Genomic DNA, 26495 nt, shown 5'->3' with positions numbered 1-26495 from the left:
AACGCTGAATCATGCCTTGCGAACCGTGAACATCACCGTATTGGCGTTGTCGTCGGTACAGGCGCTTCTTAATGCATCGTCGTCGAGTGCCGCCACGGTCGCAGACTTTACGACGGTCCCATTGGAGGTAATCACGGCGGCACGTTGTTGCACCTTGCCGAGTTCTTTGCGGCAGGCGTCGCGTGGCAGGTTGCTGAACGTCAAGGCAATGGCGTCATTGGCAGCCGATAAGGTCGAGGGTGCCATCGTGACGATGCCGCCGAGATCATGACGTACCTCGCCGCCCACCCGCATCCGATCCGGCACGATAGAAAGCAAGGTCGGGTTGCTGGCTCGGCTGGTATCGAATTGGGTTGCAGACCAGGCATTGACCTCATTGATGAGTTCGATCACGTTGGGCGCGAAATTCTGCAGCTTCGTGGCTTCTTCCTGGCCACCGAAACGCCGAATGATGGAGAACAGCAGTAAACCACCCAGGGCAAGCACCACCATGAATTCAAGGAGGGTGTAGCCGTGTTGTGAACGGTTGAGAGAGGGTACTTTCATAGCATGACTCCAATTGATGGGTTGGAAGCGGGGGGTTAAATGCGGGTTTTGGCGTCGATGGCGCTTTGAACGGCATCCTGCAAAGTGAAATAATCGAGAATCACGCCGGTGATAAACGCCACGGTCGCCAGGAAAATCATGCCGCCGATCATCAGGCTGGTGCGGTGGACGATCTTCAGCGTGTCGTCAAAATACGTGGTGCTCAACGCTTCCATCACCACGTTGAATTCCCCGTCGTCCTGCCCGATTTCCACCCGCTCGACGATGGTCTGGTCAAAAAAACCGGTATCCAGCGCGACTGCGGGCGCTTCGCCGTTGGCAAAGCGATCGCGCATCGTCAGCAAGTGCTCAGCGGTGAACGGATTGGCACGTGCAGCCATCAATTCGCACGCCCTGGCCGGTGTCTCTTTCGCCCGTAACACGGCGGAAAGGACCATTAACTGGATTGCCATTTCGCGAATGCGATAAATTTTATAAATCAGGGAGAGCGGGAATAAGAAGGGAGACTCGGCAAGGGCGCGCGTTCTGCCTGTCCAGCTTCCCAGCGAGCGATAGATGCCATAGCCCGCAGCGAGGCCGGCCATCAGGCTGAGTTCCACCCAATCGCCCTTGAACCATTCTGCAATGTAAAAGCAGGTTGTCAGGGCCGGGCCGATCGGTTCCAGGCTGCCGATGATCTTGGCCATCGGGGGAACGATCTTGGCCCCGTAGGTAGAAATCAGAATCAAACCGGCCATCAACATGGCAATGACGGCAGGACCCACATTTTTGGCAATGGTGACCATGATGCGCTTTTCTGTTTCCGCGACCCGCAGAATCCGTCGAATACCGCCCGCCGTGTCCTTGGCACGTTCACCTGTAGCAAGGAGCAATATATGGGATGTGGGCACCAAGCCATCGAGAATGTCCGATAGCTTGCAGCCTTCCCGGGCGCGGTCCAGCATCAGGTGATAGGCGATATACCGCAGTGAGCCGCGTCGCCTGGTCTGCGCTGCCCGTTTGCCAAAGTAGGCAATCAGCGACTTGCGCTTATCGAATACGCGTACCAGGTCAGCGTAGAGATCGACCAGCTCGCCACCGATCAACCAACCGGCCACACTGGGATTAGAGAACAGCGAGGGGTAGTCGTTCCGCTGATCGAGCGCGTTATACCAGTGCGTCAACCATCTACCCATATTCGACGCCCAGCGCTTGCAAGTAAGGCCCAAAATGGCGAAAGGCACTGATCACCTCTCGGGGGTCGATCTCGCCTTGCAGCATCTTCCAGATACCGACCTCCATGCCGCTTTTATATAAGGCCTTGTCGGCAGCCAGCGCTGCCTTCAAGCATTTGCGATCAAACAGCCAACGGCTGCGCAACACCTGTTGGACACTGGCGTACCGCTGCGCCTGGATGAGCTCAAGCGTTTCGTCATCGGGCAGGAAGAGTCCAGCGGCCAGCGTACGGCCTTGGACACCGGGCGTACGTTGGCGGCAATGTGCACAACCCTCGGGATTCCGCATAAATACCGACTCGGGCTCCCCCAGGAGCCCGAGGAGTCGTAACTCTGTGCGTCCGAAACCAAAGGCAGGATCGGCAAACTGGCGCTTGCAGCGGAGTAAGGGCAGCTTGCAATGCGTACACAGGCGCTGCAGCAGCTTGTGGTGCGCCACCCAGGCAATAAACCCTGGGGCAGTGATGACCTCGATGGGTAGGCCGATCAGTCGACTGGTCAGACGGCGATAGGCACCCACAGCGGATTCGGCATGCAACGTCGACAGGGTGTAGTGCCCGGCATCGGAGCTGTCCAGAAAGGCTTGGCCAGCAGCGTCATCACGAATTTCACCGATCAGGATAAAATCCGGGTCCGAACGCAACAGGGCAGTAAACGCTTCCTCATAAGCCTGTCGTCGCGTCTGGCCTTCCCGCACCTGGATGGTGTGCTGGTTCATCCCGAAAATGGTGCCTTCAACGGGATCTTCGACCGAATGCCCTGCCTTGCCTGGCACAGCGAGCGCCGAACAGATGCTGTACATCGTGTTGGTCTTGCCCGATCCCGTTTCACCGACGGACAGGCCGGCACCGCTGCCTTGCAGGGAACGCAGTGCAATTTCGTAGGCTTGATCCGGCATGAAACCGATTTCCACCAGGGTCTCGGCAAGCGGCTTGTGCAGATCGCGACTGCGCTCCTGTTGGGCAAGCAGGCGGCACGCATTGAGATGACCGCCGCGCTGGGGGCTACTTTGCATCCGCAGTTGGATGCGCCGCGGGTGTGGCCCTTCCTGCACATTCACACTGACTGCCGTGTTCATGTATTGATTGAATTCAAGCTGGGAACCGGAGTTGGCGTTGTCTTCTGATTTTGCAAAGGCGGCCCGGAGCAATTGTTCCGCACGGTCCCGCGTCAGCGAATCCGGAAACCGCCGTATCTCGCCATCGATGCGCACCAGCACTTTGACGTTATGCCCCACGACTGAAAAACGTAGGTCCGAAGCTCCGCTATCGAATGCGCGTTGCACGATCTCCCGAAAGGCGTTGAAGGCTTCTTTGTCGGCTTCCGGCGTGGCGAGCTGGTTGGCGTGCTTCAGTTTTTCCGAAACAAAGGCCAGCACGGAGGGGGTTACCCGCAAAGCTTCAACCCCCGTGTACCTGGCATCGGCAGACAGGTAGACCAATAGGGTTCGAATGGCCATTTCGTCGGTTGCCGATATCGGTGCCAGCAACAGGAGGCCCGGCCCGCCTGTTTTATCGTCAAGCAGCACCGCCATGCTGGTGTGCTTATCCATCAATGACGAATAGGCAAATCGAAGGGTGTCGAGCGGTCGGCCTATGTCCTCTACCACGGTCACGGTCGGTGGCGGTTTGACCGCTGGACGCTGGGCGCGGCGGTCGCGTTGCTTGCTGAATGGGAGGTGGAAGTTCATGGTGTCGACGCCTTCGCCCTATCCTCGCCGGCGTGGGAGGCAATCGCTGTCGCGCGATTGGCGCAACGGACTTGCGCTTCGGTAAATGGCGCTGATCGCTTTTTGCCCTTTGCGGGTGTGTAGCTCGTCTTGGTGAAGTAGAAACAACGGGTGGGCGGGTCGATGCGATCTAATTGCCACGGACCAATGTAGTTGCCTTTCGCCAATTCCCGCGTGTCGTCGCCATAGGTCACGACGGGGAAGATGCCGCCTAGGTCATCGCCCCAGGCACTCTCAATCACCAACACGGGATCGGGCTTCACCGGCTTGGCAGGATGGGTCTCCCCTTGCTTCACCTGACGACTCGGTGGCGAAATCGCGCCCATGACCGGGCCGCCAACGGTAGATCGATCAACGAGTCCTATCGGCCCCGTACCGCCGAACAAGGTGGCTGACTGCACTTTGTTCAGTTCTTCGTAATAAGCGTGGGCCAAACGCGCCCGATGCAAATCTTCAATGGTCGGCACGGTAGTCGGGGTGACGGGATCGGCCGCCACGACAGCGCCAGACAGCATCATCAGCAAGCAGGCTTTCATCACAGGTTTCCTAGTGTTTCAGCACGGTGGATCAATACGCCGCTGAAGGTGAACTGGCCATGACTCCCCAGGTCAGCACTGAATGCCTGCACCAGGACGTTGCGCGGCATGCGGCGGAGAATGTCGCGAAGATGGGTCGGCCCACTGAGCGAAAACGCTTGCTGCACGACCGAATAGGGGGCATTGACCGGCAGCAGCAGACCCTTTACCGGCGCCGACATGTCACTCATCACGGCGGTTGCCCCCGCGTCCTTCGCATAGGCCAATAGGGTCAGCAACTCAGCATGGCCTGCTTGCAAGAAGGCAGCGGCGGATTCGTGGTTCAACACCGGCAAGGTGGCACTGGTCGGGATAAAGCTGACCGCCGCATGCCCGAGGCCGACAGCCGACAAAGGCAGCGTGAAATCGCCCGCAAAGGCGTTCCGCTGATAGGAGAAGGCACAAGCAAATGGGTCAGGCTGCGCGGTCGAGCCGCGTGCGCAGCTTAATCGGTCAAAGCGCCAGCCATTGACATCCAGGGGCAGTGCCGACTGGCGTTGAACGATCTCGGTGAGTAGCGAAGGCGCTGAGGGCAACTGCTGAAGCTTGAGCCACTGACCGATGGCCATGGCGGCTGCCACCTCGGGCGAGGGTCGTTTTGCACGTTCAGCCTCCGCCAGCGCTTTAGCGGCGGCGGCTTCAGCAGCCTTTCTCTGTGCCTCCAATTGGACGAACAAGACATACCCACCTGACCCAGCAGCCAGTGCCAGGCCAATCGCGGTGCCGACAAGGGCATGGCGTGCTTTCGGGGGCAATAGGCGTTTCGCGGGCGCGCAGGGATGTGCAAGGCAGTCCGTCATAGATACGGCACTGCACGTCAGTCCGCACGCCGCGAGCGATACCGGATCATTGCTGATGAGCGAAGCAGCAGGCGAAACGGCGAGGGTATTTCGTGCCATACGGCACGCATGGTCGAGCGAGACAAACTGGTCGGAGTCCAGTAAGACCGAACCGCCAACAATGGCACACGCCCACCAGCGATCATCAGGGAGTCGCATCATGGCCATGCCATCGCCACCCAGCGCAGCGGCGACCGCTGCGGCAGCAAATCGCAGCACCCTGTTCGTGGAACACGCCGAGCCGATGGTCAGCCCGATGCATTGTTCGTGGGTCGCTGTCGGCTTGTTGCGGACCCTGTTGCCTTTAGGACGCCACGCGGCACCTAATAGGATCGCGTTGCCTTTGATGCACATTTCCATGGCTTCAGCTCACCAAGGTTGCCGTCACCACCAGCAGCAGATCTTCGTCCGTGTCACCATCCGCCGTGCTGCCGCCAAACCCGGCGTTCGTCCTTTTGTAGACATTCTGTCGCGTCAGCTGCATCACGGCGACCGGGCGGCCAGGGACCACGGACAGATCCAATACCGGCGCCTTGCGCGAGATCTGGGCGGATTGAATCGAGGTGCCACCAACCGTCGTGGGTTTGAATTTGCCGGGGTCAGACAGGTCAAACGCAAAATGCAGCAGCACGCGGTTATCGTCAGTGATGCGCGGATTGAAATACGCCGTATACCCGGTGGTCACCGTGCCCTGCTGGATGCTCACCTCGGTGGAGCTGTTGCCTTGCGACGTCGAGATGGAGCGCGGGTATTCCTGGAAGAAGGAATCCGTCAGGGAGACGGGCACCTGGTTGCGGGTACGCATGGAGATGCTGTTGATGCGGGTAACGTCATCCCACTGGGCTAGCCCACTCAAGCCAATGAAGCTCCCCTCTTTGCCGACAAAGCCATCCCCGGTCGTACCGGGATTCTTGACGGTGGGTGCCGCGCTTGTACCCGACAGGGCAAAATTGCTGAGCGCGCTGGCTTCATTGGTGAGCAGGGACATCGGTGATTTTGCAAAGGTACGGATCTTGCCGCCCGGACTGGTAAACACGGCGCTGGCTTCCAAACCAAATTGGTTGGCGCGGACCTTCTTGAGTGAGTAGAGATCGATCTGCAACACCACTTCGCGATTGGCCTTGCGATTGAAGTGCTTGATGAAATCGTCGACCCGCGCAAGGACCGTCGGGGTATCGGTGACCGTGACGGTGCCGGCAGTGGGGTTGGCCACGACATTGCCGCCAGCGCTCCGAAAGCTGGTGACTTCGGCGAGAAAGTCTTTCCAGGGATCGGTTTGGCCACCGCGCTCAAGATTCAACGTCACCTGGCTGGTCGTGCTCCCTTGCTGGCCAGCACCCCCTGTCGTCTGCGTACCGGCAGAGTTGAAGGTCATCTTGTCGGTGAGCATGCCCGCATTGAGCACGACGTCGAACGAACGGGTCTTGAATCGGTAGAAATGAATCCGGCCATCGTGGTATTCCCAGGAAATACCGATGCGCGCTGCCACCCGGTCCAGGATCAAGCGCAGCGTGTCGTAGTCGTTGAGCACGATCATGCGGTCGCCGACATAGGCAAAATTCAGCACCTGATCCTTTTTGTCGCTGGCAGCTTCCGACGCTTTGTTGGCTTGTGCGCCGGTGCCTTGGGTTGGCAAGGTCTGTGAAGCCAGGTAAACGTTCTGGCTGATCTCGACAGGGATCCGGTATTGTCGGGTGATCTTTTCTGCGAGTTCCAGGATATTCAGTGCATGGCGTTCGTAGACGAGCGCCTTGATGGCTTTGGCATCATCAAAAATGGGTGGCAGATTGTCGGTGGGCCGGGTGGAGAGCGCTTTACCGCCCAGGTAGACCGACCCTTTGCGCACTTCGACCAGCTTCAGGTTAAGGCTCGTATCCGGCTTCGGGAAGTTGGCCGCATCGGGAGAGACTTTTTTCTCGACACGTTGCTGGACCTCTGCCCCTTTATGCGTGGCACAGCCCGCCACGACAGCGGCGATGGTCAGCGAGATGGCCTTGTTCATTACTTGGCTCCGGTCACAAATTGCGGCGTGTTATTGCCTTCATGGAAGACGAGACGGATGGAATGGGTCGTTTGGGCATAGGCAGACAGCACCTGATTGATGGCCACGAAGACATCACCGCAAATCCGCGCGCTGCGTTCTACGACGGGATCACTGGCTTCCCAGAACGGGCCTTGCCATCCGGCCTGCTTTGCCCACCGGCTCATCGCCACAGACAGGTACACATCGCTGGGCAAGACATCAAAACAAGGCGTGTCGGGGTGGGCGTCGAGCGCCATCACCGTCGTTGCGCTGTTCGTCTTCAGCGCGGCCACACGTTGTGCATCGCGTTCGGCCTGTAGACGCTGCGCCGCGGCTTCCTTGGCCGCGCGTTCCGCATCGGCAATCAACTGGGCACGCCGTGACAGTAATTTTGTGCGGTGCGCATCCAGGGCCAGATTGGCGCCTTCTGCCGCGAGGCTGCCCTCGTCGACCAACCGGAACAGGTTGGTGCGGGTCGTTGTCAGCGCGGCTTCATCTTCTACCGTCAGCAGCACCGGTTTGACTTGGTCTGGATCTGGTAGGGGCGCTGAGGGACTGGCAGCGAGGCTCGCCGGGGAGGGTGACGGATCGGTCAATGGCTGGCGATGGGGGGATGCGAGGGGTTGGCGCGTTGCCTGGCTGACAGGGGTGGCTCGCCGGGGACGGATCTGCTTGCCCGTGTAGTGAATGGTTGCCGTGCTGCCACCGGCAGATACGGTCAGTACGTTGGCCAGCAAGGGGACGGTGTAGTAAAGCCCGGTACGTGCAACCGGCAAGGCGGGATCCATGCCATCTGACACCACGGGCAGGTGGTCGGAACGCATCTGGATGTAAGTCTTCACGCCATCATCGAAGGCTTGAATAACGTGCGTCCCTTCTACCTTGTAGTCAAACGAGAAGCCCGTCGAACCCGCCATTGAGGCAGCAGTCATCATGATGCCGGCAAGCACCTTGGCCATCCCTACGCGAAAGACCCGCTGCATGTCGTCATTCTCCGGATAGCGTGGCGAATTGGATGCGTTTCATGGGTGGCTATTTCATGCGCGATTTAAGTGAATGAGACTGAGGTACGCAGCGTCGGCGGTGAGTTATGGGGTATCAATCAATTTGCACCCGATATACGAAAATTAAATATAATGAAACGCTGATTTAATAGAGCAACTGACGGTATTTTCCGGGACAAGTTCTACTGAAGCCGGAATGACGAATTGGCGAGGCGACGGTGGTTGATAACCCCAAAGTGCTGATCGGCAAGATTGCATACTTTCGAACCGACTTGCTTGACCGAGAAAACCAGCGTGCGCAGCAAGGTCTTCGCGATGCGTATGAGCGCAGCATGGTGCCGATGTGCCTGTGTATGCACGGTGGTGTGCCTTTGCTCGCTATGCCGGGAACGACATCCCGCGGTGGTACTGGGTGACAGCAACCGGTGACCCGCCGCCCTTCCCTGCTGATGAGTCCTCACTCAGTCCCAGTGCAACGCGACCTGCGTCCCAGCCAAACCCCAAGCGACAGGGTCAAATTTTCCCATGGGAAAATGCCGCCAGAACCTTGCCACCAATAATAGTGTTCTTATGTATATAATTGTTTGCTGTATTCTGCTAACATGTCGATGGGGCTGGCTGCCGCCTCCGATTGCCGCCATCAACGTCAACACTTTCGAAAGATTGCCTGGCGCAAGGTCGAAAGATTGCCTGGCGCAAGGTGTGTCAGCGTCGAGCGCGCACCTTTGCTATTAGGCAATCCAGCCAGCTGAATTTGGAAAGTCAGCCATTCATTACCCGCTTCATGGATCAAGTCAAAAGGCAGGTAGTACAGGAAATGCTTAGCCGAGTAGGGAAGTTGCAGTAAGCAAGGTTGCCAAATTGAAGAGAACGAATAACCAGTTAGGTGCTTTTGATGAATAGCGATTTAAAGTCCCAGTCGATCAATACCGACCTAAAGAAGCAGGCTACCAAACTGGTCGAAGAGGGCCTGTCTTTTTTTGCTGATCTGGGGGATATCCAGGTTAAGCCCCAGATACGACGTCGATTCAGACCCGAAAAAGTCCTGGAGCTGGCGAAGGATATTGATACTTCCCGCCAGTTGGAGCCGGCCATTCTTCGACGTTCGAAAGAACCGCCCTTTACTTACGAGCTGATTAGCGGGGAATACCGAAAAAGAGCACAGGATCTGCGGAAACAATGGTGGATTAAACGTGGCGCCCCCGCTGCGGACTTAACGGATCCGGATAAGCCGATCGGTAAATTGTGGGCGGTATTTCTCGATGTGGATGATGTCACTGCCCGCCGCTATCAAATCTCCGAGAACCGGCGGCGGGTCGATGTGGATCTGCTAGATGATGCTTTTGCTGTCCTTGAAGATTATGAACGCCTCGGCACCCTGGATGCGGTCATGGATCTATGGCAAGAAAATAGAGCCTGGGTTAGCAAGAACCTCAATATCGCCCGCAGGCTACGCGATACGCCGGCAAGCATACCGTCTAATGTGACGGTGTTGCTGGAAGACAATTTCAGCAAGGACCTGAATGTCGTGTACCAGCTGCTCGGCCTGTCCGAGCTCTCCCCGGATACCGCCGCGGCGGTGGCCACCGCAGTCAGTACCGCGATGGAAACCCATGACGACAGTTTCAAGGTGCGTGACGTGGTGTCTGATACCCTCCGCGAGGTCAAAGCGGACATCAAGGCGGGCGGGGACGGCAAGATTCTGCCCCGCGCCATTGCCACCAAGCCGACAAGACAGGCACAGGCGGCGCAGGAGTGGCCGAAGGACCTGTTGACGCCCCTACCCACCCGTATTGCCCAGGAGGCAGTACCCATCCAGGCGAAAGAAGCCGTCAGGCTGCCCACGTCGACGTCGGGCAGCGATACGGCTGCTGCCCGCCCGGGCATGTCGGAACAGGCAGCCTTACGCGCCCTGTTCCTGGCCCTGAAGACCCGCGGCACCGCTGCCGATCAATTCTCTGCCTTTGACCCCGAATTGCAGCAGGCGTTGATGGACCGCTGGCAAGGACTATGGCAACGGGGATCGACAGCGGTAGGCCGCAGTCCGGATTCCGCCATGGATTCCATTGCCAATGGGTTTCAGCTGGGCGGGTTTTCTACCGATAACGAAAAATGGTTCGATTTCAGGTCGTTCATGCTAGGTGCCCTGAATGCCCCGTTGAGTGCTGACAAGATCATCCAATAAGCAACTGGCTCCTTGAGCCAGTGCCATCGAGAATTTTAGATGAACAAGCATAAAGCCGACCTCCGCAAAAAAGTAAGTGACCTGCGTTTATCCAAAAAACAGTGGGATCAACTCTTGGTAATGTGCACCCGGTTCAAACCGATTGATGAGATTCAGCTGGAAAGGACCAGGCTATTCCTGGTGGATGGCCTACCCGCGGTGGAGTGCTACGCCTGGGATCTGGAAACAACTGGCGATGTTGATGAAGACGGGGAGCGAAAAAAAGCAGCTGCCAATCAGTTTTACCAAGTGCTGCGCATCGTCAAGCACCGCTGGGACATCGTCCAGGAGATACTGGACTTGGAAAGTGAACCAGGCCGTGTGGCTATGCAGGTTCCCGTCGAAATGGCAGGCCAGGTTCGAAAAGACATCTTGCACTGGGAAGCCAATCAATAAGCCGGGTCTCCATTAACGGCTCAAAAAAATAAATGCCGACACTTGTTTGTGTCGGCATTCAGTTCAACGTTCCACTCAGCAGGGCTGAAAAGACCTTCGAATTATAAAGGATCGGCAGCTGACTGTCTGGTTCAGCAATTAAGACTGATTATCGCTGTCTGAATAATGCGGACCGGGTCTTTGCAAAAAAACGACAATCCGTGCTAGCATTTTTGACAAATGTATCGCATTCCTGTTAAGGGATGGCTTTCCTGATCGGTTTGCGATTACCCAATAGGAAAAGCCGCTTTGCAGCGGCTTCTGGATAATCCGATTCGCGCTCTGTTTGGCGACCGACACGAATCGAACTGTCAGAATCATTATGATACATAACAGTATGACGTGCAAACTCTTTTGCACGCTGCTCGTCGCCAGATATGCGACGGGTATATGGCATTAGGCGCGCGTCAGTATTCTCTGGACCTGCGTTCCCCGGCAGACCATTACGACCTCATCACGCCCCAGCAACAGCGCGAGCTCGTGCTCTACACGCCCCTTTCGGCGAATCGGAAGTGGCATGTACTGAATGCAGAGACGGCGCGGGAGCGCTTGGCAGGGTATGTGGAACAACCAGACATCTATGTCACCCCAAACGAGTTTTTCCACTGGCGGCGTATAAAAAACGGCGCAGCCATCAATGCCTTGTATGTGGACATTGATGCCCATGATGGCCGTGATGTCATGTATGCCGCAACAGCGGCCTTATCCGCTATTGACTACGCACGCATACCCAGTCCCAATGCCATTATCTATACCGGTCGGGGCGTGCACTTATACTGGCTGATCAATCGAACCAGTGCCAACGTGTTGCCCAGGTGGCAGGGTTGCCAGCGCCGCTTGGTGGAGATCTGTAAGGGTGACCGCATGAGTGCGGACATGACGCGCGTGTTGCGGGTGATCGGCACGCGCAACAGCCGCGCAGACCATGCCAAAGTGAAAGCGGAGTTGTTGTCGCCGGCCAGACACGACTTTGACTGGCTGCACGACCAGATCATGCCAATGACGCGGTCTGAAATCCGCGATCTACGCGCAGCACGGGCTGCGCGTCGGCTCGATGACATCGCACCGGCCATACAAGCGCTGCCGCAACAGGGTTCCATTTACTGCCGCTGGTTCCTGGTTTACCAGGATCTGCACAAGATCATCGAAGCGAACTGGCAAAACAAGGGCATCGAACCTGGGCACCGAGATACGATGCTGTTTCATCTGACGAATGCGCTGTCCTGGTTCACGCGGTCGGCGTCGCTGCAAGACGAGATACTGCATGTAGCACAGCAGGTAACTCCCACCTTTACTCCGGAAGAGGTACGCAGTTACTGCACCAGCATCTTTAACCGGGCCCGCGATACGAGCGCAAAGGGTATCGAACTCCGTTACAAATACTACCGGTCTACGCTGTGGACGCAGCTTTCCCCGGTGATCCCATCGAGTCTGCTCCCCGATTTACGCGCCATCATCCCTGATGAGCTGGCCACCGAGCGCCGTCTCGCCTCTAAACGCAAGGATGACGAACGCCGTCGCCGCGCTGCGGGGGCTGTAGAACGATCGGTCTACCTTGCCAATGCAGACAAGAATCGTCGGGAAGCACTGACCTTAAAAGCCCAGGGCATGAGCGTTCGCGGCATTGCAGCGACGCTGAATTGCTCGATCGGGTCTGTGCAACACTATTTAAAAACGCTGAATTGACGTTCAATTGATGTTCTATTGACAATCAATTGACGCAGAATTGGGTGTATTAAGTCCCTAGACCTTGAATAGTGGGCTTGCCCAGTCTGTTTTTTTTGGTCTTGCTTTGGGTTTTAAGCGCGGACAGCGGGGGGTATTGTGCGGGGTGTATTAAGTCCCTAGACCTTGTAATGGGAAATTGTCTTCAAAACACGTACCGATCGGCGTGCGAAGTACTGCTGGCAAATCCTTCATCTCACCTGAAATTTCTACCTGTCGTATAAATTGGGCGGTCCCCTCCCCCTGGTCGGGTCGAGCTTTCGCGCTGCGCGTCGAGCCCCGGCTACGCCGTGTCTCGCCCCTTCGGGCTTCAATCTTTCCCTCGCTGCGCTCGGCTACCGCGTCGCGCCTGTAGCGTTGGGTGTCAAACCGCACATTCGCATTCCTTACTCAGTCCTGCGAGTACGCCGTGAAATGACTGCCTGGTAACCATGCCGTGTGCTCGGCAGTGTTTCCTGTCCTGGCACGTCTACCAGCTCGTTGGCCCGCCTCTTCCCGACGCATAGCGACAACTGCGGACAGGGGAAGCGTTCGCTTCGCCGTGATCCTCTCCCGTTCGGTGCTCACCTGTGGTTCCGCTCCACTGCGGCCTCCGGTCTCGCCCATCCCCTCTCTTCGGTTGCCACTTCTCATGCGCCGAGGCGGCTCCAACCAGCAGGTAGACAGGACAAAGAGAAAGGACACTTCCATGATCACCAAGCACCACCAGCGCAGTAACACCACGGGGCGTTGCCCCTGTACCCCAGAGGCTCACCCACCAGCAAGAGGATGGGTTGCCACGCTGAGCAGGCGCTCGCGAGCGTGGACGTGGCACTGCCTTTCGTTATCGCAACCAAATGCAACAGGTAGGGTACCAAGTAGGGTGAGAGGAGCGCGTGATGCAACAACATACTGTTGAACACAAGCGTGTGGGCCAAGCAGTCGCAAAGTCGACCTGTGCGCACATTCTGACCATGTTGGAGCTACGCGCTAAGGCCGTAGCACCGGAACCCGTGACGCCTGCCTGGGAACCACCAAGGATGTATCGCCCAACACGAGAGCAGGTAGGGCGATGCGAGGCCGGCCTGGATCTGCTGTGGCAACTGAATAAACTCGTGATTGAGTTAGAAAGCATGCTGGAAGACATGCCAGTACCGCTCTACAGCAATGTGGTCCGCGGTGAGATCGGTCGGCTTTGGCACGAGTTGGAGACGCAAATCCAACGTTATCGGTTATTGGAACGGCAGCAAAGTACCAGTGTGAGGATGCACTTCGACAAGCCGCTGGCCGATTTACCCTTCCTACGGACAACCCAGCATCGGGTTTAAGTTTGGCGAAACGCTGATAAATTTTCCCATGGGAAAATGGTGGGGTACCCCAACGTGGTGCGTGTAACCGGCAGCGGGATCCTTGTGTAATCGTAGATGCATCCACTTGGCCAGGCCATCAAACCCTTCCTTGTCGATGGCGTAGGCTGAAAATTTTCCCATGGGAAAATCGTGGGGCTGCATGTTCGTGGTGCTTCCTCATTTCCAGACCATCGAACCCCCTTGCTTTGAGGAAAGGGGATGAAGATTTTCCCATGGGAAAATGGCGGGGTGCCCGAACGTGGCGGGTGGCGTCCTACGGGATCAGCTGGCAAACAAGTGAGCGCGTGGCTCAACGAGTCTGCAACTGTTAGGTACACGTGGTGAAGCCTCTCCGTACCAAGATCGTTGTCCCCTTTTAACTGGAGCCATCTAAAAATTTTCCCATGGGAAAATCGTGGGGCTACATGCTCGTGGTGCTTCCGCATTTCCAGACCATCGAACCCCCTTGCTTTGAGGAAAGGGGTTGAAGATTTTCCCATGGGAAAATGGCGGGGTGCCCGAACGTGGCGGGTGGCGTCCTACGGGATCAGCTGGCAAACAAGTGAGCGCGTGGCTCAACGAGTCTGCAACTGTTAGGTACACGTGGTGAAGCCTCTCCGTACCAAGATCGTTGTCCTCTTCTAACTGGAGCCATCTAATAATTTTCCCATGGATAAATCGTCGGGCTACACGCTCGTGAAGTGTCCGCATTTCCATAACATCGAACCTCCTTGCTTTGAGGAAAGGGGATGAAGATTTTCCCTTGGGAAAATGGCTGTCTATTCAATCGGGGCTGGCGATGTCCAGCGGGATGCCGCCGGCAATCGAATGGCAGCTTGGATCAATAGGCAAGCGGTTGTTGGGGAAAATACGTGAAGCACCTGCTCACCAAGATCATCGAATGCTCTCTGTCGGGATGATGGTCTGAAAATTTTCCCATGGGAAAATCGTGGAGCTGCATGCTCGTGGTGCTTCCACATTTCCATAACATCGAACCCCCTTACTTTGCGGAAAGGGGCCGCAGATTTTCCCATGGGAAAATGGCTGTCTTCTCAATCGGGGCTGGCGATGCCCAGCGGGATGCCGCCGGCAATCGAGTGGCAGCTTGGATCAATAGACAAGCGGTTGTTGGGGAAAATACGTGAAGCACCTGCTCACCAAGATCGTCGAACGCTCTGTGTCGGGATGACGGTCTGGAAATTTTCCCATGGGAAAATGGCGGGCAGCACAAACCATGCGGGCGACACACAGTTGGATCCACCCGTAGATGGCATGTAGCGATAGTGCTATGTGGGTCTCCTACTTTGCTTCCACCAACTCAGCCTCGGTGACTAGTGGCAACTACGCAAACGCTTGTGCCTATTCCCACTCTGGCTTCACTCGTACATTCCTTCACAACTTGAACTAGGCAATGGCGCAAACCTGAGAGGGGAAACCTGTTCCTGGTTTCCCCAGCGTCGGCAAGCCGCCGCTCCCCCATCTTCCGGCCTACGCGGCCCGCGTAACCGTTCCGTGCGTCGGGTATAGCGCCCTAGGGGCGCAAGCGATAAAGGGCAGTTCGCCCCATTTCTTCGAATCCAGTCAGCTAGGCCAAGCGGCCGGTATCGGCACTGACCCGAAACAGGTCAGTGAACGGGGCGAACAGCAGGGCCGCAAGCGGCCCAATTGGTCTACAGGAGGAGGGTGAATTTTAGGTAATGACTCCGAATATAGTTTGTAAATGTATTGCATATATATGGTACATATGTATAATATGTTAATCGGCTAATTACATAGGTGATGCCATGAACTTGCTAGAAATTGCAGTACTGGAAGCCCGACGTAAGGTGTATTTGGAAATCGGGGAGACCCACATTGACGGGATGGCAATGGATGAAGCGTGCCATGTAATTTCGGAGGCAGTCATTGATTTGGTTAACCAATTGCCCGCGCATGACACAGTCAGTCCCTTGCTTGCCGGTGTCGGATTGGAGGGTGTCTATCGTTACGCATTGGACGAACGTATGCAGACGGAGACATTACAAGAAGTAGTTGAAGAATTAGCCCGCAGGTATCCGCCTTCACCTACCCCCCGAATGCTTGCATGCCCGAGAGGATGCAATTATCTGCATACATGTGCGGGATATGATGAGTGCGGAGCATGTGGTGCCATTATGACGCCAGAAGAATATGGATTAGAAGAGGACGATTTTGAAAAGATTGAGCCAGTAGAAGATGGGTTTTTAGAGATTTACCCAGTAGTGGATGAGCTAGTAGAGGGCTACCCGGAATTATTTAAAGACCTCATCCTTGATGGACCCAAACTAGGTACATGGTATGTAGGTTTTACTGTCAAATTTGAATATGGGGTTGCAATTCATGAAGTTAGCGCCATTGCCCAGTATGTAGGCGCAGGAAAGTTTATTAACAAAGATCCAGAAATTGACCTTGGCCCATTGATGCGTCGTGCAGATTAACTTGTAGAGCAGGTCTAATGCGATATCGTCCTCGAACTTAGTTTTGGGGACTCAAATCTTGCACCATCCTCCGCCGGTTGCACGGCGAAGCCGCGCTAGATGGACGCACTTGGTAGGCGTCTCTGACGCCCACCAAAACGGCCCCAAAATGCCCGAATTGTGTGCCCTTAACTCGTGCCATTTTGCACCCACACCACACGCACCGCTTCGCGGGCTGTAAGTCACTGAATTAAAAGGATATACCTGTATACACCTGTCTACATTGTCTACATTTTATATATAAGACATTGATTATTAACTGGTTTAAATGTCTACATCGTATACACCATGTCAAAAGTTTATTCGTTAAGGTTGTCTGGACAAGTTGAGGATGATTTTTTGCTGGATATGAGTAGGGCAGGGTTTACTCATTACGCAGACTATCTAAGGTATTTGATCTCTGGCGGAAACGTTCCTGGCAGATTGCCCCTACACGAAAGGCTGGATCAACAGACAGAAGAACTGCGTCTGTTGAACAGAGGCATTGTCAATCTGTCTACGGCACAACAGGTGGAACGATTGATTGAGCAGGTGGCAAGGCTACCTGCTGTTGCGCCAGTAGTGAGTCAGTCCTCACCCCCAAACAGACCCGGCAAATTGGATTGGGAAGCACTCGATGAAGCCTTGTTCAAAAAATCAATCTCGCCCCAAAGTCGTAAAACTTTTCAAGAAGTATTGAAGGAGTTCGGGTATCTATGAACTCGGAATTTGCCTGGCTAAGTTTGTTACTTCGATTCGGTGGGCCAATCTTTATTTGGCTGGGCGCTGTCGTACTGCAGTATGAGATCGGTCAGCCATTTCTCGTTGGATTGAATTACGCAGTCGATATCACACCTGATGATCCGTGGCTTTGGATACCCACAGCCATAGCTATCCCTGTTTGCTGGTGGTTGGCCAACCAGCTTGATCTGATCATGAACACCGGTTTCAAAGGCGCTGCGTACAGTCGTTTTCTACGCGGTTCTGCCATGGCGCAGCAGCGAAGATTGGCCAAACTGACGAAAGAACCCGGTGACATGCAAGTGACTGTCGCGGATGTACCCTTCCCTACCCACTTAGAGAACAGGAACCTGCTGATTCAAGGGGCGGTGGGGACGGGTAAATCTACGGCGCTCACCGAGTTGATGCATGGCGTTTTGCTTCGCTCGAAGAAAATACAGCGATCTGAACATAAGGATCGCATTGCAGCGATTGATCCTGATGGCAAGCTGATGTCGCAGTTCTGGCTGCCTGGTGACAAGCTGCTTAATCCCTTCGATGTCCGTGGCCAGGGCTGGTCCATCTTCAATGAAATCCAGAACGAATACGACTGCGAGCGCTATGCGACCAGTGTGATTCCCGATTCGCCGGATGCGGCTTCACAGCGTTGGAATGAATTCGCCCGTCAGTTGCTGGCAGGCGGCATGTTAAAGGTCATGCAAACCAATCCGTCCAATCCTTCCTTTCGGGAGATGCATAACTGGCTGACGGTAGCGAAATTGGAAGACTTAGCAGGTTGGTTGAAGGGGACGCCCGCAGAAGGGGTATTCAGTGGACCCGTGGATGCCATTGGATCAGCCCGTTTCATTATCGGACATCACCTCAAGCCACATTTTCATCTGCAACCGGGACCCTTCTCCATTCGTGATTGGCTGGCAGACCCCAATGCCGGGAACCTGTGGATCACCTGGCAGGAGGATATGCGAGAGGCGTTGAAGCCACTGATTTCGACCTGGGCAGACATCATTTGTACGTCGGTGTTGAGCCTGCCAGAAGATGAAAAGCGATCAATCTGGCTGGACCTGGATGAATTGGGATCGCTGGATGCACTGCCTTCTCTGGAACCTGCTGCAACCAAGGGTCGTAAGCGCGGTCTGCGTATAGTCGGCTGTGTGCAATCGACTTCACAGCTTGCCGACAACTACGGGCGGGAAAAAGCCCAAACCATCCGATCGGTTTTTCGTTCGCTACTGGTCCTTGGTGGCGCCCGTGCAGACGGCCAGACCGCGAAGGACATGAGTATGGCGCTCGGTCAGCATGAAGTGAATCGGCGACGGGAAACACTAAGTCAGTCTGAAAAAGGCGGGACTGGGCGTTCATCGTCGCAGAATACGAAACCGGACGATATCGTGATGCCCTCGGAAATCCAAGGCTTGCCTGATTTGCAAGGTTACCTCGCACTTGCTGGCGAGTTTCCGATTTCCAGGGTCAAGCTCACGCCGTTGTCTTTGCCAGAACGGGTACCGGCGCTGGTACTGAGGCCATCAGTCAAACTCAGTTAGCTGTGGAAGCACCACCATGATGAGCTGTGGCGATATCATCGATCCGACGAAGGCGGCCCATTATTACTCCGGTGAGGATGACTACTACAGCGCCGAGGGCGTAGGTCAGTGGTACGGCAAGGGGGCTGCTGATCTTGGGTTATCTGGAGAAGTGATCCAGGCAACTGCACAACGTCTGCTCGAAGGTGAGTTACCCAATGGACAGAGTATCCCCAAAAAACTCGGTGGCGCAGTCGAGCATCGCCCTGGCCTGGATTTCACGCTGTCTGCTCCCAAGAGTGTCAGCATGCAGGCGTTGATTGGCGGTGATACCGCGATATTGGAAGCCCACCGACAGGCTGTATGCGAGGTGGCTGATTATTTGGAGACGCTGGTCGTCGCGCGTACCAAGCAAAGCGGGAAAATTCTTCGAGAGAAGACCAACAATATGGTGATGGCGATCTATGACCATCAGTTAAGCAGGGAGAAGGACCCGCAGCTGCATTCCCACATGGTTGTGTTCAATATGACCAAGCGCAAGGATGGCAAATGGCGAGCCATCGCCAACGAGCTCATGGTCAACAACATCAAGGTGATGGGCGCCATGTACCGGTCAGCCTTGGCTGTGAAGCTGACCGCCATGGGTTATCAGCTGCGAGCTACTGATGCCGAAGGAGGTTTTGAGCTCGCGCACATTTCACGTGACCAACTGAAGGTCTTTTCTACAAGATCGAATGAGGTAGAGGCAGTACTTGAATCGCGTAACAAGACGCGGGCAGATGCCAGTAGCTTGGAGAAGCAAGTGATTGCGCTGGCAACACGCCACGCCAAAGTTAAGTTGACCGTTGAGGATCGATTGGTCCTTCAGCAAAGCTGGAAGGAGATGAGTGCCAAAGCTGGGATCAACTACGACGACCCTCGGCATGGCATGCAAAATGTACCCGCAGGAAGGCACCTTGGCGCGCAGGAAGCACTGCAGTTTGCCATTGAGCATTTAACCGAAAGGCAGGCGATCATGACCGAGAGTTTGTTGCTGACTACTGCCCTACGGCGGGGTGTAGGCAATACCAGCCAAGTAGAGATCGGCGAGGAGCTCGAAGCAGCGGTACGGGCAGGCGTGCTTAAACGAGAGCAAACGCAATACAGTATGGCCATTGAGGCGCGCAGAACCCCTGAACTGAAATCTGAGGATGAATGGGTCGCTTGGCTGGTTGAGCAGAAAACCATGCAAGCAGAAAAAGCGCAAGCATACGTGTCGAATGCCATTGCCAAGGGAACACTCGTCCAGGCCGAACCCCGCTACACGACAGATAAAGCCGTACAAATAGAGTGCCGTATTCTGGCCCATGAGTTCAAGGGCCGGAACACGCTGCTGCCCATCCTGTCGGCAGCCAAAGCGGAGAAACGCTTGCGCAAGTCAGACATGAACGAAGGGCAGCGTGCTGCTGCAACCATGGTGCTAACAACCCGAAATAGGATTACCGGGATACAAGGGTCTGCTGGCGTTGGGAAGAGCCATCTGATGCGTCAAACCACCGCTGAAATCGAAAAGGCGGGTTATCAGGTTGTTCTGTTGGCGCCCTATTCTACCCAGGCAAAGCGGCTACAGGCGGATGGGTTGAATGCCAAGACCTTGGCCAGCTTCCTGGCCTCGGAGAAGAAAACCCTGTCAGACAAATCGGTCATCGTGCTTGACGAGGCTGGCTTGGTGCCAGCGCGTCAGATGGAAGCTTTGTTGGAAGTCGTGGAGAAGTATGAAGCCCAAATCGTGCTGTCGGGTGACGTCATGCAACTCAAGGCCATCGAGGCTGGCCGTCCTTTCGAACAGCTGCAGGAAGCAGGCATGCAGACAGCTTTCGTGACAGAAAACATGCGTCAGCGGAACAATCCCTTGTTCAAAGAGGCGGTGGATTTTGCGGCAGTTGGAAAGACTTACGAGAGCATTGCAAAGCTCAAAAACGAAGTCCAGGAAATAGAAGACGAGAGAGATCGCCATGCTCGGATTGCCAAGGATTATGCTTCCTTGTCCAAGGAAAAACGCGAACACACGCTCGTCGTCACCGGGACTAACAGCGATCGGATCGCCATCAATAAAGCGATACGTGTAGAACTGGGTTTAGAAGGCTATGGCAGGGATTTCAGGTCCCTTGGACGTCGAGACATGACGCAGGCCCAGCGAAAACTCGCCCATCACTTCCGGATGGGCAATGTCATCCAGCCAGAACGTGATTACCGCCAAAGTGGGTTGGAGCGGGGACAACACTATATTGTCCAGGAAATAGAAAAACACAATCAGTTGCGCATCACCTCAGAGGATGGCCGTGAATATCTTATCAACCCCAGACAACATGCCGAATTGTCGGTTTACGAGCAATCACGCATCGAGTTAGCACACGGAGACCTGGTACGCATTACACGCAATGATGCCGCCATGGACATCGCCAATGGTGACCGGGGCAAAGTCCAAATGGTGGACGGCGATCAGGTCCACATCCTGCTCGATAATGGTCACGCCATCATCCTGGATGGCAGCAAGCCGCTCCACGCTGAACATGCCTATGTAAGTACCGTACATAGTTCACAGGGCTTGACGAAACACGGCATTCTGGTCGATATCAACACCCGAAGTCTTACCACCAGCCGTGAAAACTTCTATGTGGCCATCTCAAGGGCAACGGACCAAGTAAGCATTTATACGGACAGTATCAAGGACCTGCCGAAAGCGATCGCCTGTATCACCAATAAGGAAGCTGCATTGGACCTGAAGTACAAGGATACCCATTACAGGTTGCAGTGAGATCCAACCTCTGGCAACTCAGGCGGGTGGCCCATACCACCATGTTACGTATCCGATGATTTCTCTTTTATAGCGATGAATGCTGGGTGATTTTGCCAGCGGCAGATTTGCGCAGGAAAACATCCGCTTCTCCCGACACCACTGGACCCAAATGAAGAACCGTACCATCACCGTGCACGGCGCCGACGTGACCATCACGAGTCGTAACGAGCAGGACTATATTTCACTCACCGACATGGTGAAGCGCTTCGGCGATGAAAGCATCCTGTATGGTTGGTTGCGCAACCGCAATACCATCGAATTCCTGGGCATTTGGGAACAACTTTACAACCCAGCATTTAAACCTCTCGAATTCGAGAGGTTTAAGAACCAGGCTGGACTAAACAGCTTTTCCCTGTCACCGAAGAAGTGGATAGAGGCAACAGACGCCATCGGCATATATGCAAAGGCCGGTCGTGGCGGCGGCACGTTTGCCCACAAGGACATTGCGTTCGAGTTTGGCTCATGGCTCAGTCCTGAGTTCAAACTGTACCTGATTAGGGAATTTCAGCGGCTCAAGAACGAAGAAGCGCTCACAACATCTCTGGAATGGAACTTTCAGCGTACGCTTGCCAAGGTCAACTATCGCATCCATACCGATGCGATCAAGGAGCGTTTGATTCCTTCTGTATTGAACAAAAAGCAGTCAGTCGTCGTCTACGCCAGCGAAGCAGACCTGCTCAATGTCGCGTTGTTCGGCATGACAGCAGCGCAGTGGCGACAAGCCAACCCAGATCAGCCCGGTAACATACGAGATACCGCTACGCTGGAACAACTTGTCGTGCTTTCAAACTTGGAGAGCATCAACGCCGTATTGATCCATCAGGGTCTGCCTGCACCAGAGCGTCTGTTACAACTGAATGGAACCGCCATCACGCAAATGCGCTCATTGGTGGAAATGAGCACCGTCAAGCGACTGGGTAATCCATAGCCAACTGATGCTTTAACCATCAAGAATTCAAGCGAATTAAAAGAGTAAGTTGGGAACAACTTTTAAGTTTGGTGCGTTCGCATAGTGGAGCGGCTGGTGTGGGTCGGTTTTGACACGTGTAAAGGCACACAATTATGAGTTTTGGGGCTAGTTTGGGAGTAGCCCTGTCGCCCGCCCAGTGCGTCCTGATGGTGCGGCTTCGCTGTGCCTTTCGCGGAGGGCATTCATTCCACTGAACGAGACGAGCAAACGGTGGAGCCTGGGCGCCCACTACCATTCGAAGTCTGGCCATTCCTGACGGCCTCCCTGAAAAGCACTGGGTGGAATAATGCCGGGCCGCAGGATCGCGCCGACCTCGGCAAGCGACTGGTAAACCGGATCGAACGTCTCCATCAGTTTTGCAAGCAGGTGCTGCCGTTCCTTAGCGGGCAACTTGATGAAGTAGTAACAACGGCTGTCCAGCAGGGTTTCAATGTGGGTATAGGACGCGGTGCCAGCCCGGAACGACGCATGTAACACGTCGTCGGCCATGGCCGGTGTCGCGGCGCGTAACGCGGATTCCACCACATGCTCAAGTTCGTACATGATCGCTTGATCGTGCCGGTTGGTTGGTATGCTCCCCATGGCACGACGCAGCAAAGACATCTGGATCAGCAGCACTGGCCACAGTATTTTGACGCCGTAGATGCGGCATTGGTCCTCGGTGCCCTCAAAACGCCAACGGTTCTCGCGGTGCCCTTCAAAAGCTTTGCGGAGGTCATAGCAGAGGCCAAGGACGAAGCCTTCCTTGTCCTCGATGATATGGCTCTCATCCACCACATGGCCAACGAAGCCATATAGGCGCTCCAGCGCTGCACGGTCACCCCACAGGGTCAAGCCAGTGTGATGTAGCGTGAGTTCATACTCCAGCATGCTTGCGCTCCGTTTCCAGTCCAGGACGCAAGCTTAACGTACTTTGTGTTGTGCGCAGTGCAAAGCCACGGACTTTCAGCGGGTGCGAACCCCGCCCGGCAACTTTCGCTCCAGCCGGTAGCAATTGGAGCAGCCGTAGATGTAGTGACCAGCATTTCAAACTGGTCAGACCAGTTTGAAATGCAGGGCAACATACCTAGTGCCTTATCCATAATTGCCAATGAACGCTGGTACAAGGGTTCTGCCTTGGCCTATTGACCTTGGGTTCTGTATAGCACTGCCAGGTTGTTCAGGCTGAGGGCTACAGCTGGGTGATCGGGGCCCAAGGCCTTCTCGCTGATTGCCAATGCGCGTAAGTACCTGTTAGTCGACCGGCATCGACTGGACTACTTGGCTCAGTAAACAACGCAGCCAAGCCTAATGCGAAAGTCCCGTAAGCACCATTCAGAAGCCCACTACCGACCAATCGGCGGAGATGACTGATCAACAGTGAGTGGAATCCAAAAAAGCGGGAGGCTGGCCGGATATGACCAAGTTCAGGCAGATCCATGCTTTGCAGAAGCATAGGGTGATAGAAGCAACTAAGGGGGCTCGGTGTTGATCAACTTTGCCACACAGCCAACGGGCTACGGCGACAAATTTGATTGATGTGATCTAGCTACATGTAAGGCCAGGTTTATATATCTTTTGATGGCTAGAGGTGGTAAGTGACAATCGGGATAGGATTGCGTTTTCATCAGCTTTTCCGTGTAAATGAAAGCGCTCAGATGACCAGCAATTGGCAAGTCGAGAATGACAGCAACCTTTACAGCTTTGACTCTACTGACAAACGTATGGTCTGGGCGAAAGATTTAGATACCGATATGCCTATCCATGTCGGCGAGTTAACACCTGATCGCCGCGGTGCAGCTTCGCGTTGTATCTGTTGTTTCTGCAAAGCACCTCTAAAATCTATCAATGCGGCACGAAGTTGTGACGAACGCAGAATACGCCCCCACTTTCGGCATCCAGAAAACACCGAAAAAGATAGTTGTCTGGTGGTTTCAGCTCGTCAGGCGTCAATTGCTTTGTGGTATGAACAAGGTGTTATTGAATTACCAAAACGTACCGCCTTAGCTTCGATGAAGGGCGTATCAGGTTACAAATACGAGGGAAGAGCGAATCGAAATTCTGAAAGAGTCAGGATTCAAAAAGTCCAGTCAATCGATATTACCCGCGCATTACTCACGCTGGATGATGGTCGTGAGTTACTAGTTTATTTGGTTGCTGAAGAGGTGGAGCCAGATGAGCATGGAAAACGAGCAATTATCACTTTGAGGATTGATGATCCAAAGTTGGCATCGCTAGCACCAGAAGAGCTACGTAAACATATCAACATCCTTTTAAGTAAGGCAGAGTGGAATAAATGTTGGTCTGATGAAATTGAGGAGGCAAAGCTTTCAGCTATTACTCAAGCAGACGAATCTTACGATTGGTGGCATGAGGATAAGGAGCTCGAATTTCTTCCGGCAGAGATGCGTGGCGAAACACTTTTGCATCGCATGGCAAAAAGTATATTGGCTCGTATCAAGCTTATTCGTGTCCCCGAGCTTACTTATAGTGCAGAAATGATCGACCGAGAAGGCATTGTTCATAACAGTACAGCAACTAGGAACGCTGCCACCTTGCAGTTAATGGATGTCCAACTTGAAAAGAAGCTGGGTCAAATCCGCCCTGATTTGATAGGGACAACTTTACCTATGAATCCGTGGCCAGTACAAACCTTACTCGTTGAGATTACTGTAAGTAATAAAATTACTCCTGAGCGCTTGGCTCGCATCCGGGAAGTTGATCAAGCATGCATGGAGATTAATCTCAGCCAATTTTCCGGGCGAGTGACAGTAGCCGATATGGAGAAGCTACTGAGCGAAGATGATGCCGGTAAATGTTGGTTGTATCACCCAGATCTGGTTGATTTAGAGACTTTGGCCACAGCACAAGTCCTACAGAAAGTTGCAATCCATCATCAGCAACTTGATAAGCTGGCAGCATACGAAACCAGGAAAATTGAAGAGGCTGAGTGGAAGTTAAAAGTCTCGTTCATGACAGAAACTAAAGTGGTAAGAAGCTGGTTTAAGTGCTGGTACGAAGAACAATATGCTGATGGAGGAGTGAGTGAAGAGCAGCGAAGTTGGCAACAAGCGATGCTCATTAAAGATATCCCCCTTGATCTCTCTAGAACTTTCAATGGACGTAGCCTTTTATTGCGACTCACTGAGATAGTAAAACTTCACAAATCTGGGAGACAAAGCTTACCTAAGTTGGGGCAGTTGGTTATGAATATCTGCTCGGATGAAATAGCGGAATCGAAATGTTTTCACCCACTTTATTTGTTGGCGCTAAAAAAATACCCTCCTATGCTTACTGACAGGCAGCAGATTCAATTCAATAATTTTTCTAATATTGTTAGAGAAGGATTTAGAAAAAGAGAAAAAGGACCTTATACCTGGCCTGTTGTTTATGATCGACTGCTATTAATACTTTTTCCAGTCCTTGAACCTGCAATTATTTATCTTCGAAGCGAAAAAAATCAAACGATCAGTAAGTCAGTGCAGGCTACTCATACACCCATTAAATCTCAATCCCAAAATTCCTACGTTGGAGGTAACGGAGGTCATGATGTTGCGGAAACCAGTTTTGCGGAGCGAAAGTTTTTATCTCTGAAGAAAATAAGCAGAGCAAAATTTAAAAGTAACGTCGATAAATTTATTGAAAAATATAGGGAAGATATTTTAATAGCTTCAGGCCAATTTTCAGGAACTGGTTGCCTACCGTGGACGTTTGCAGATCGTTATGCGGAAGATAAGACATTTAGTGTTGATATTGTGATGCAAGCTCTTAAAGAACTTGGCGTGGCTAGAAGTAATTATACTTGGTCATAAATGGAACGGTTTCGTACAACTATAAGCAAGCATGTACGAGAACTAGCATTTTGGTGTTTGGGACACCATGCTAAATAGGTACGCCTTTTTCGTACAGTCTGTGGCTAAATTTGGCAGGCAGCAAACAACCCTAGGACTAAACCGCTCGCGCGGTAGGGGTCGTGCTCAACCGCAGCGCGCAGCTCTGGCAGGCAAGGGGTTCGTATCGTGCTGGCAATTGCCGATGTTGGAAATGAGGCATTCCCGCCTCGTTCTGACAGGAGCCAGCCATGGAAACCCGGAATCCGAGTATCAGCCCGTTACGCCAGCGCATGATCGAGGACATGCGGATGCGGAAATTTGGCGAGAAGACGCAAACCCAGTACGTTCGCGCAGTCCGGCAATTTGCCAAGTACCTTGGTCGATCTCCCGAGACAGCCAGCGTTGAGGAACTACGAAATTACCAACTGCATCTGGTCGACCACGGAACGTCGCCGGCGTCGCTGAACGCTGCGATCTGTGGTTTGAAGTTCTTCTTC

21 protein-coding genes and 1 pseudogene are annotated in these 26495 nt (G+C 54.2%); 13 read left to right on the top strand and 9 right to left on the bottom strand.

Going from position 1 to position 26495, the window contains the following annotated elements:
* Positions 1-9: 9 nt before the first annotated feature.
* From CSQ89_RS07850 to CSQ89_RS07820, 7 genes are read right to left on the bottom strand one after another with little or no spacing between them, the layout of a single operon-like run.
* The gene (locus CSQ89_RS07850; RefSeq protein ID WP_099405627.1) at positions 10-546 is read right to left on the bottom strand and encodes a type 4 pilus major pilin; all 537 of its coding nucleotides are present in this window, start codon (positions 544-546) and stop codon (positions 10-12) included.
* A 35-nt stretch (positions 547-581) separates the two neighbouring features.
* Complete coding sequence (locus tag CSQ89_RS07845; protein ID WP_099405614.1) at positions 582-1721, bottom strand: type II secretion system F family protein; 1140 nt, start codon at positions 1719-1721, stop codon at positions 582-584.
* Positions 1714-3450, bottom strand: a complete 1737-nt coding sequence (locus tag CSQ89_RS07840) for an ATPase, T2SS/T4P/T4SS family (protein WP_099405613.1) — start codon at positions 3448-3450, stop codon at positions 1714-1716. Before CSQ89_RS07840 ends, CSQ89_RS07845 begins: the two co-directional genes overlap by 8 nt.
* Complete coding sequence (locus tag CSQ89_RS07835) at positions 3447-4025, bottom strand: hypothetical protein (protein WP_099405612.1); 579 nt, start codon at positions 4023-4025, stop codon at positions 3447-3449. Before CSQ89_RS07835 ends, CSQ89_RS07840 begins: the two co-directional genes overlap by 4 nt.
* Positions 4025-5263: a type 4b pilus protein PilO2 gene (locus CSQ89_RS07830; RefSeq protein ID WP_099405611.1), complete on the bottom strand. Its 1239-nt coding sequence runs from the start codon at positions 5261-5263 to the stop codon at positions 4025-4027. The genes CSQ89_RS07835 and CSQ89_RS07830 overlap by 1 nt, the downstream gene beginning before the upstream one ends.
* A 4-nt stretch (positions 5264-5267) precedes the next feature.
* On the bottom strand, positions 5268-6905 hold the full coding sequence (locus tag CSQ89_RS07825) for a hypothetical protein (protein WP_099405610.1): 1638 nt from the start codon (positions 6903-6905) through the stop codon (positions 5268-5270).
* Entirely contained in the window at positions 6905-7909 is a 1005-nt protein-coding gene (locus CSQ89_RS07820) for a TcpQ domain-containing protein (protein WP_099405609.1), read from the bottom strand. Before CSQ89_RS07820 ends, CSQ89_RS07825 begins: the two co-directional genes overlap by 1 nt.
* A 239-nt stretch (positions 7910-8148) precedes the next feature.
* On the opposite strand from CSQ89_RS07820, the gene CSQ89_RS07815 reads away from it, so the two are divergent.
* The 11 genes from CSQ89_RS07815 (at position 8149) to CSQ89_RS07755 (ending at position 22144) form a co-directional block, all read left to right on the top strand.
* Entirely contained in the window at positions 8149-8346 is a 198-nt protein-coding gene (locus tag CSQ89_RS07815) for a hypothetical protein (RefSeq protein WP_099405608.1), read from the top strand.
* 479 nt (positions 8347-8825) lie between these two features.
* A complete protein-coding gene (locus CSQ89_RS07810) occupies positions 8826-10115 on the top strand; it encodes a ParB/RepB/Spo0J family partition protein (protein ID WP_099405607.1) in 1290 nt (429 codons plus the stop codon).
* Positions 10116-10154: 39 nt separating this feature from the next.
* Positions 10155-10550 carry a hypothetical protein gene (locus CSQ89_RS07805; protein ID WP_099405606.1) on the top strand — a complete coding sequence of 132 codons (396 nt, stop codon included), beginning with the start codon at positions 10155-10157 and terminating at the stop codon, positions 10548-10550.
* Positions 10551-10979: 429 nt separating this feature from the next.
* Positions 10980-12275 (top strand): hypothetical protein, encoded by a 1296-nt coding sequence (locus CSQ89_RS07795; RefSeq protein ID WP_099405604.1) that lies wholly within the window; start codon positions 10980-10982, stop codon positions 12273-12275.
* A gap of 917 nt (positions 12276-13192) precedes the next feature.
* On the top strand, positions 13193-13621 hold the full coding sequence (locus CSQ89_RS07785; protein WP_099405602.1) for a hypothetical protein: 429 nt from the start codon (positions 13193-13195) through the stop codon (positions 13619-13621).
* Between the two features lie 1053 nt (positions 13622-14674).
* Positions 14675-14920, top strand: coding sequence for a hypothetical protein (locus tag CSQ89_RS22015; RefSeq protein WP_139023123.1), 246 nt, complete (start codon positions 14675-14677; stop codon positions 14918-14920).
* 506 nt (positions 14921-15426) lie between these two features.
* Positions 15427-16098, top strand: coding sequence for a hypothetical protein (locus tag CSQ89_RS07775; RefSeq protein ID WP_099405600.1), 672 nt, complete (start codon positions 15427-15429; stop codon positions 16096-16098).
* Between the two features lie 327 nt (positions 16099-16425).
* Positions 16426-16836: a hypothetical protein gene (locus CSQ89_RS07770; RefSeq protein WP_099405599.1), complete on the top strand. Its 411-nt coding sequence runs from the start codon at positions 16426-16428 to the stop codon at positions 16834-16836.
* A complete protein-coding gene (locus CSQ89_RS07765) occupies positions 16833-18398 on the top strand; it encodes a type IV secretion system DNA-binding domain-containing protein (protein ID WP_099405598.1) in 1566 nt (521 codons plus the stop codon). Before CSQ89_RS07770 ends, CSQ89_RS07765 begins: the two co-directional genes overlap by 4 nt.
* A gap of 16 nt (positions 18399-18414) precedes the next feature.
* The gene (gene mobF, locus CSQ89_RS07760) at positions 18415-21174 is read left to right on the top strand and encodes a MobF family relaxase (protein ID WP_099405597.1); all 2760 of its coding nucleotides are present in this window, start codon (positions 18415-18417) and stop codon (positions 21172-21174) included.
* Between the two features lie 151 nt (positions 21175-21325).
* Positions 21326-22144, top strand: a complete 819-nt coding sequence (locus CSQ89_RS07755; RefSeq protein WP_099405626.1) for a KilA-N domain-containing protein — start codon at positions 21326-21328, stop codon at positions 22142-22144.
* Positions 22145-22414: 270 nt separating this feature from the next.
* On the opposite strand, the gene CSQ89_RS07750 is transcribed toward CSQ89_RS07755, so the two are convergent.
* Positions 22415-23056 (bottom strand): DUF6904 family protein, encoded by a 642-nt coding sequence (locus tag CSQ89_RS07750; RefSeq protein ID WP_099405596.1) that lies wholly within the window; start codon positions 23054-23056, stop codon positions 22415-22417.
* Between the two features lie 251 nt (positions 23057-23307).
* A pseudogene (locus tag CSQ89_RS23795) lies at positions 23308-23415 on the bottom strand (tetratricopeptide repeat protein); the annotation flags it as partial.
* Positions 23416-23823: 408 nt separating this feature from the next.
* Here CSQ89_RS23795 and CSQ89_RS07740 point away from each other — a divergent pair.
* Both CSQ89_RS07740 and CSQ89_RS07735 read left to right on the top strand, forming a co-directional pair.
* Positions 23824-25977, top strand: a complete 2154-nt coding sequence (locus CSQ89_RS07740; protein WP_233202998.1) for a hypothetical protein — start codon at positions 23824-23826, stop codon at positions 25975-25977.
* A 269-nt stretch (positions 25978-26246) separates the two neighbouring features.
* The coding region (locus tag CSQ89_RS07735; RefSeq protein ID WP_158228940.1) for a site-specific integrase at positions 26247-26495 on the top strand (249 nt) is incomplete at its 3' end.

The sequence above is a fragment of the Chitinimonas sp. BJB300 genome (assembly GCF_002735695.1).
Taxonomy (GTDB): Bacteria; Pseudomonadota; Gammaproteobacteria; order Burkholderiales; family Chitinimonadaceae; genus Chitinimonas.
The sequence above is the reverse complement of the archived record's forward strand: the minus strand, read 5'-3'. Positions and strand labels throughout refer to the sequence as shown.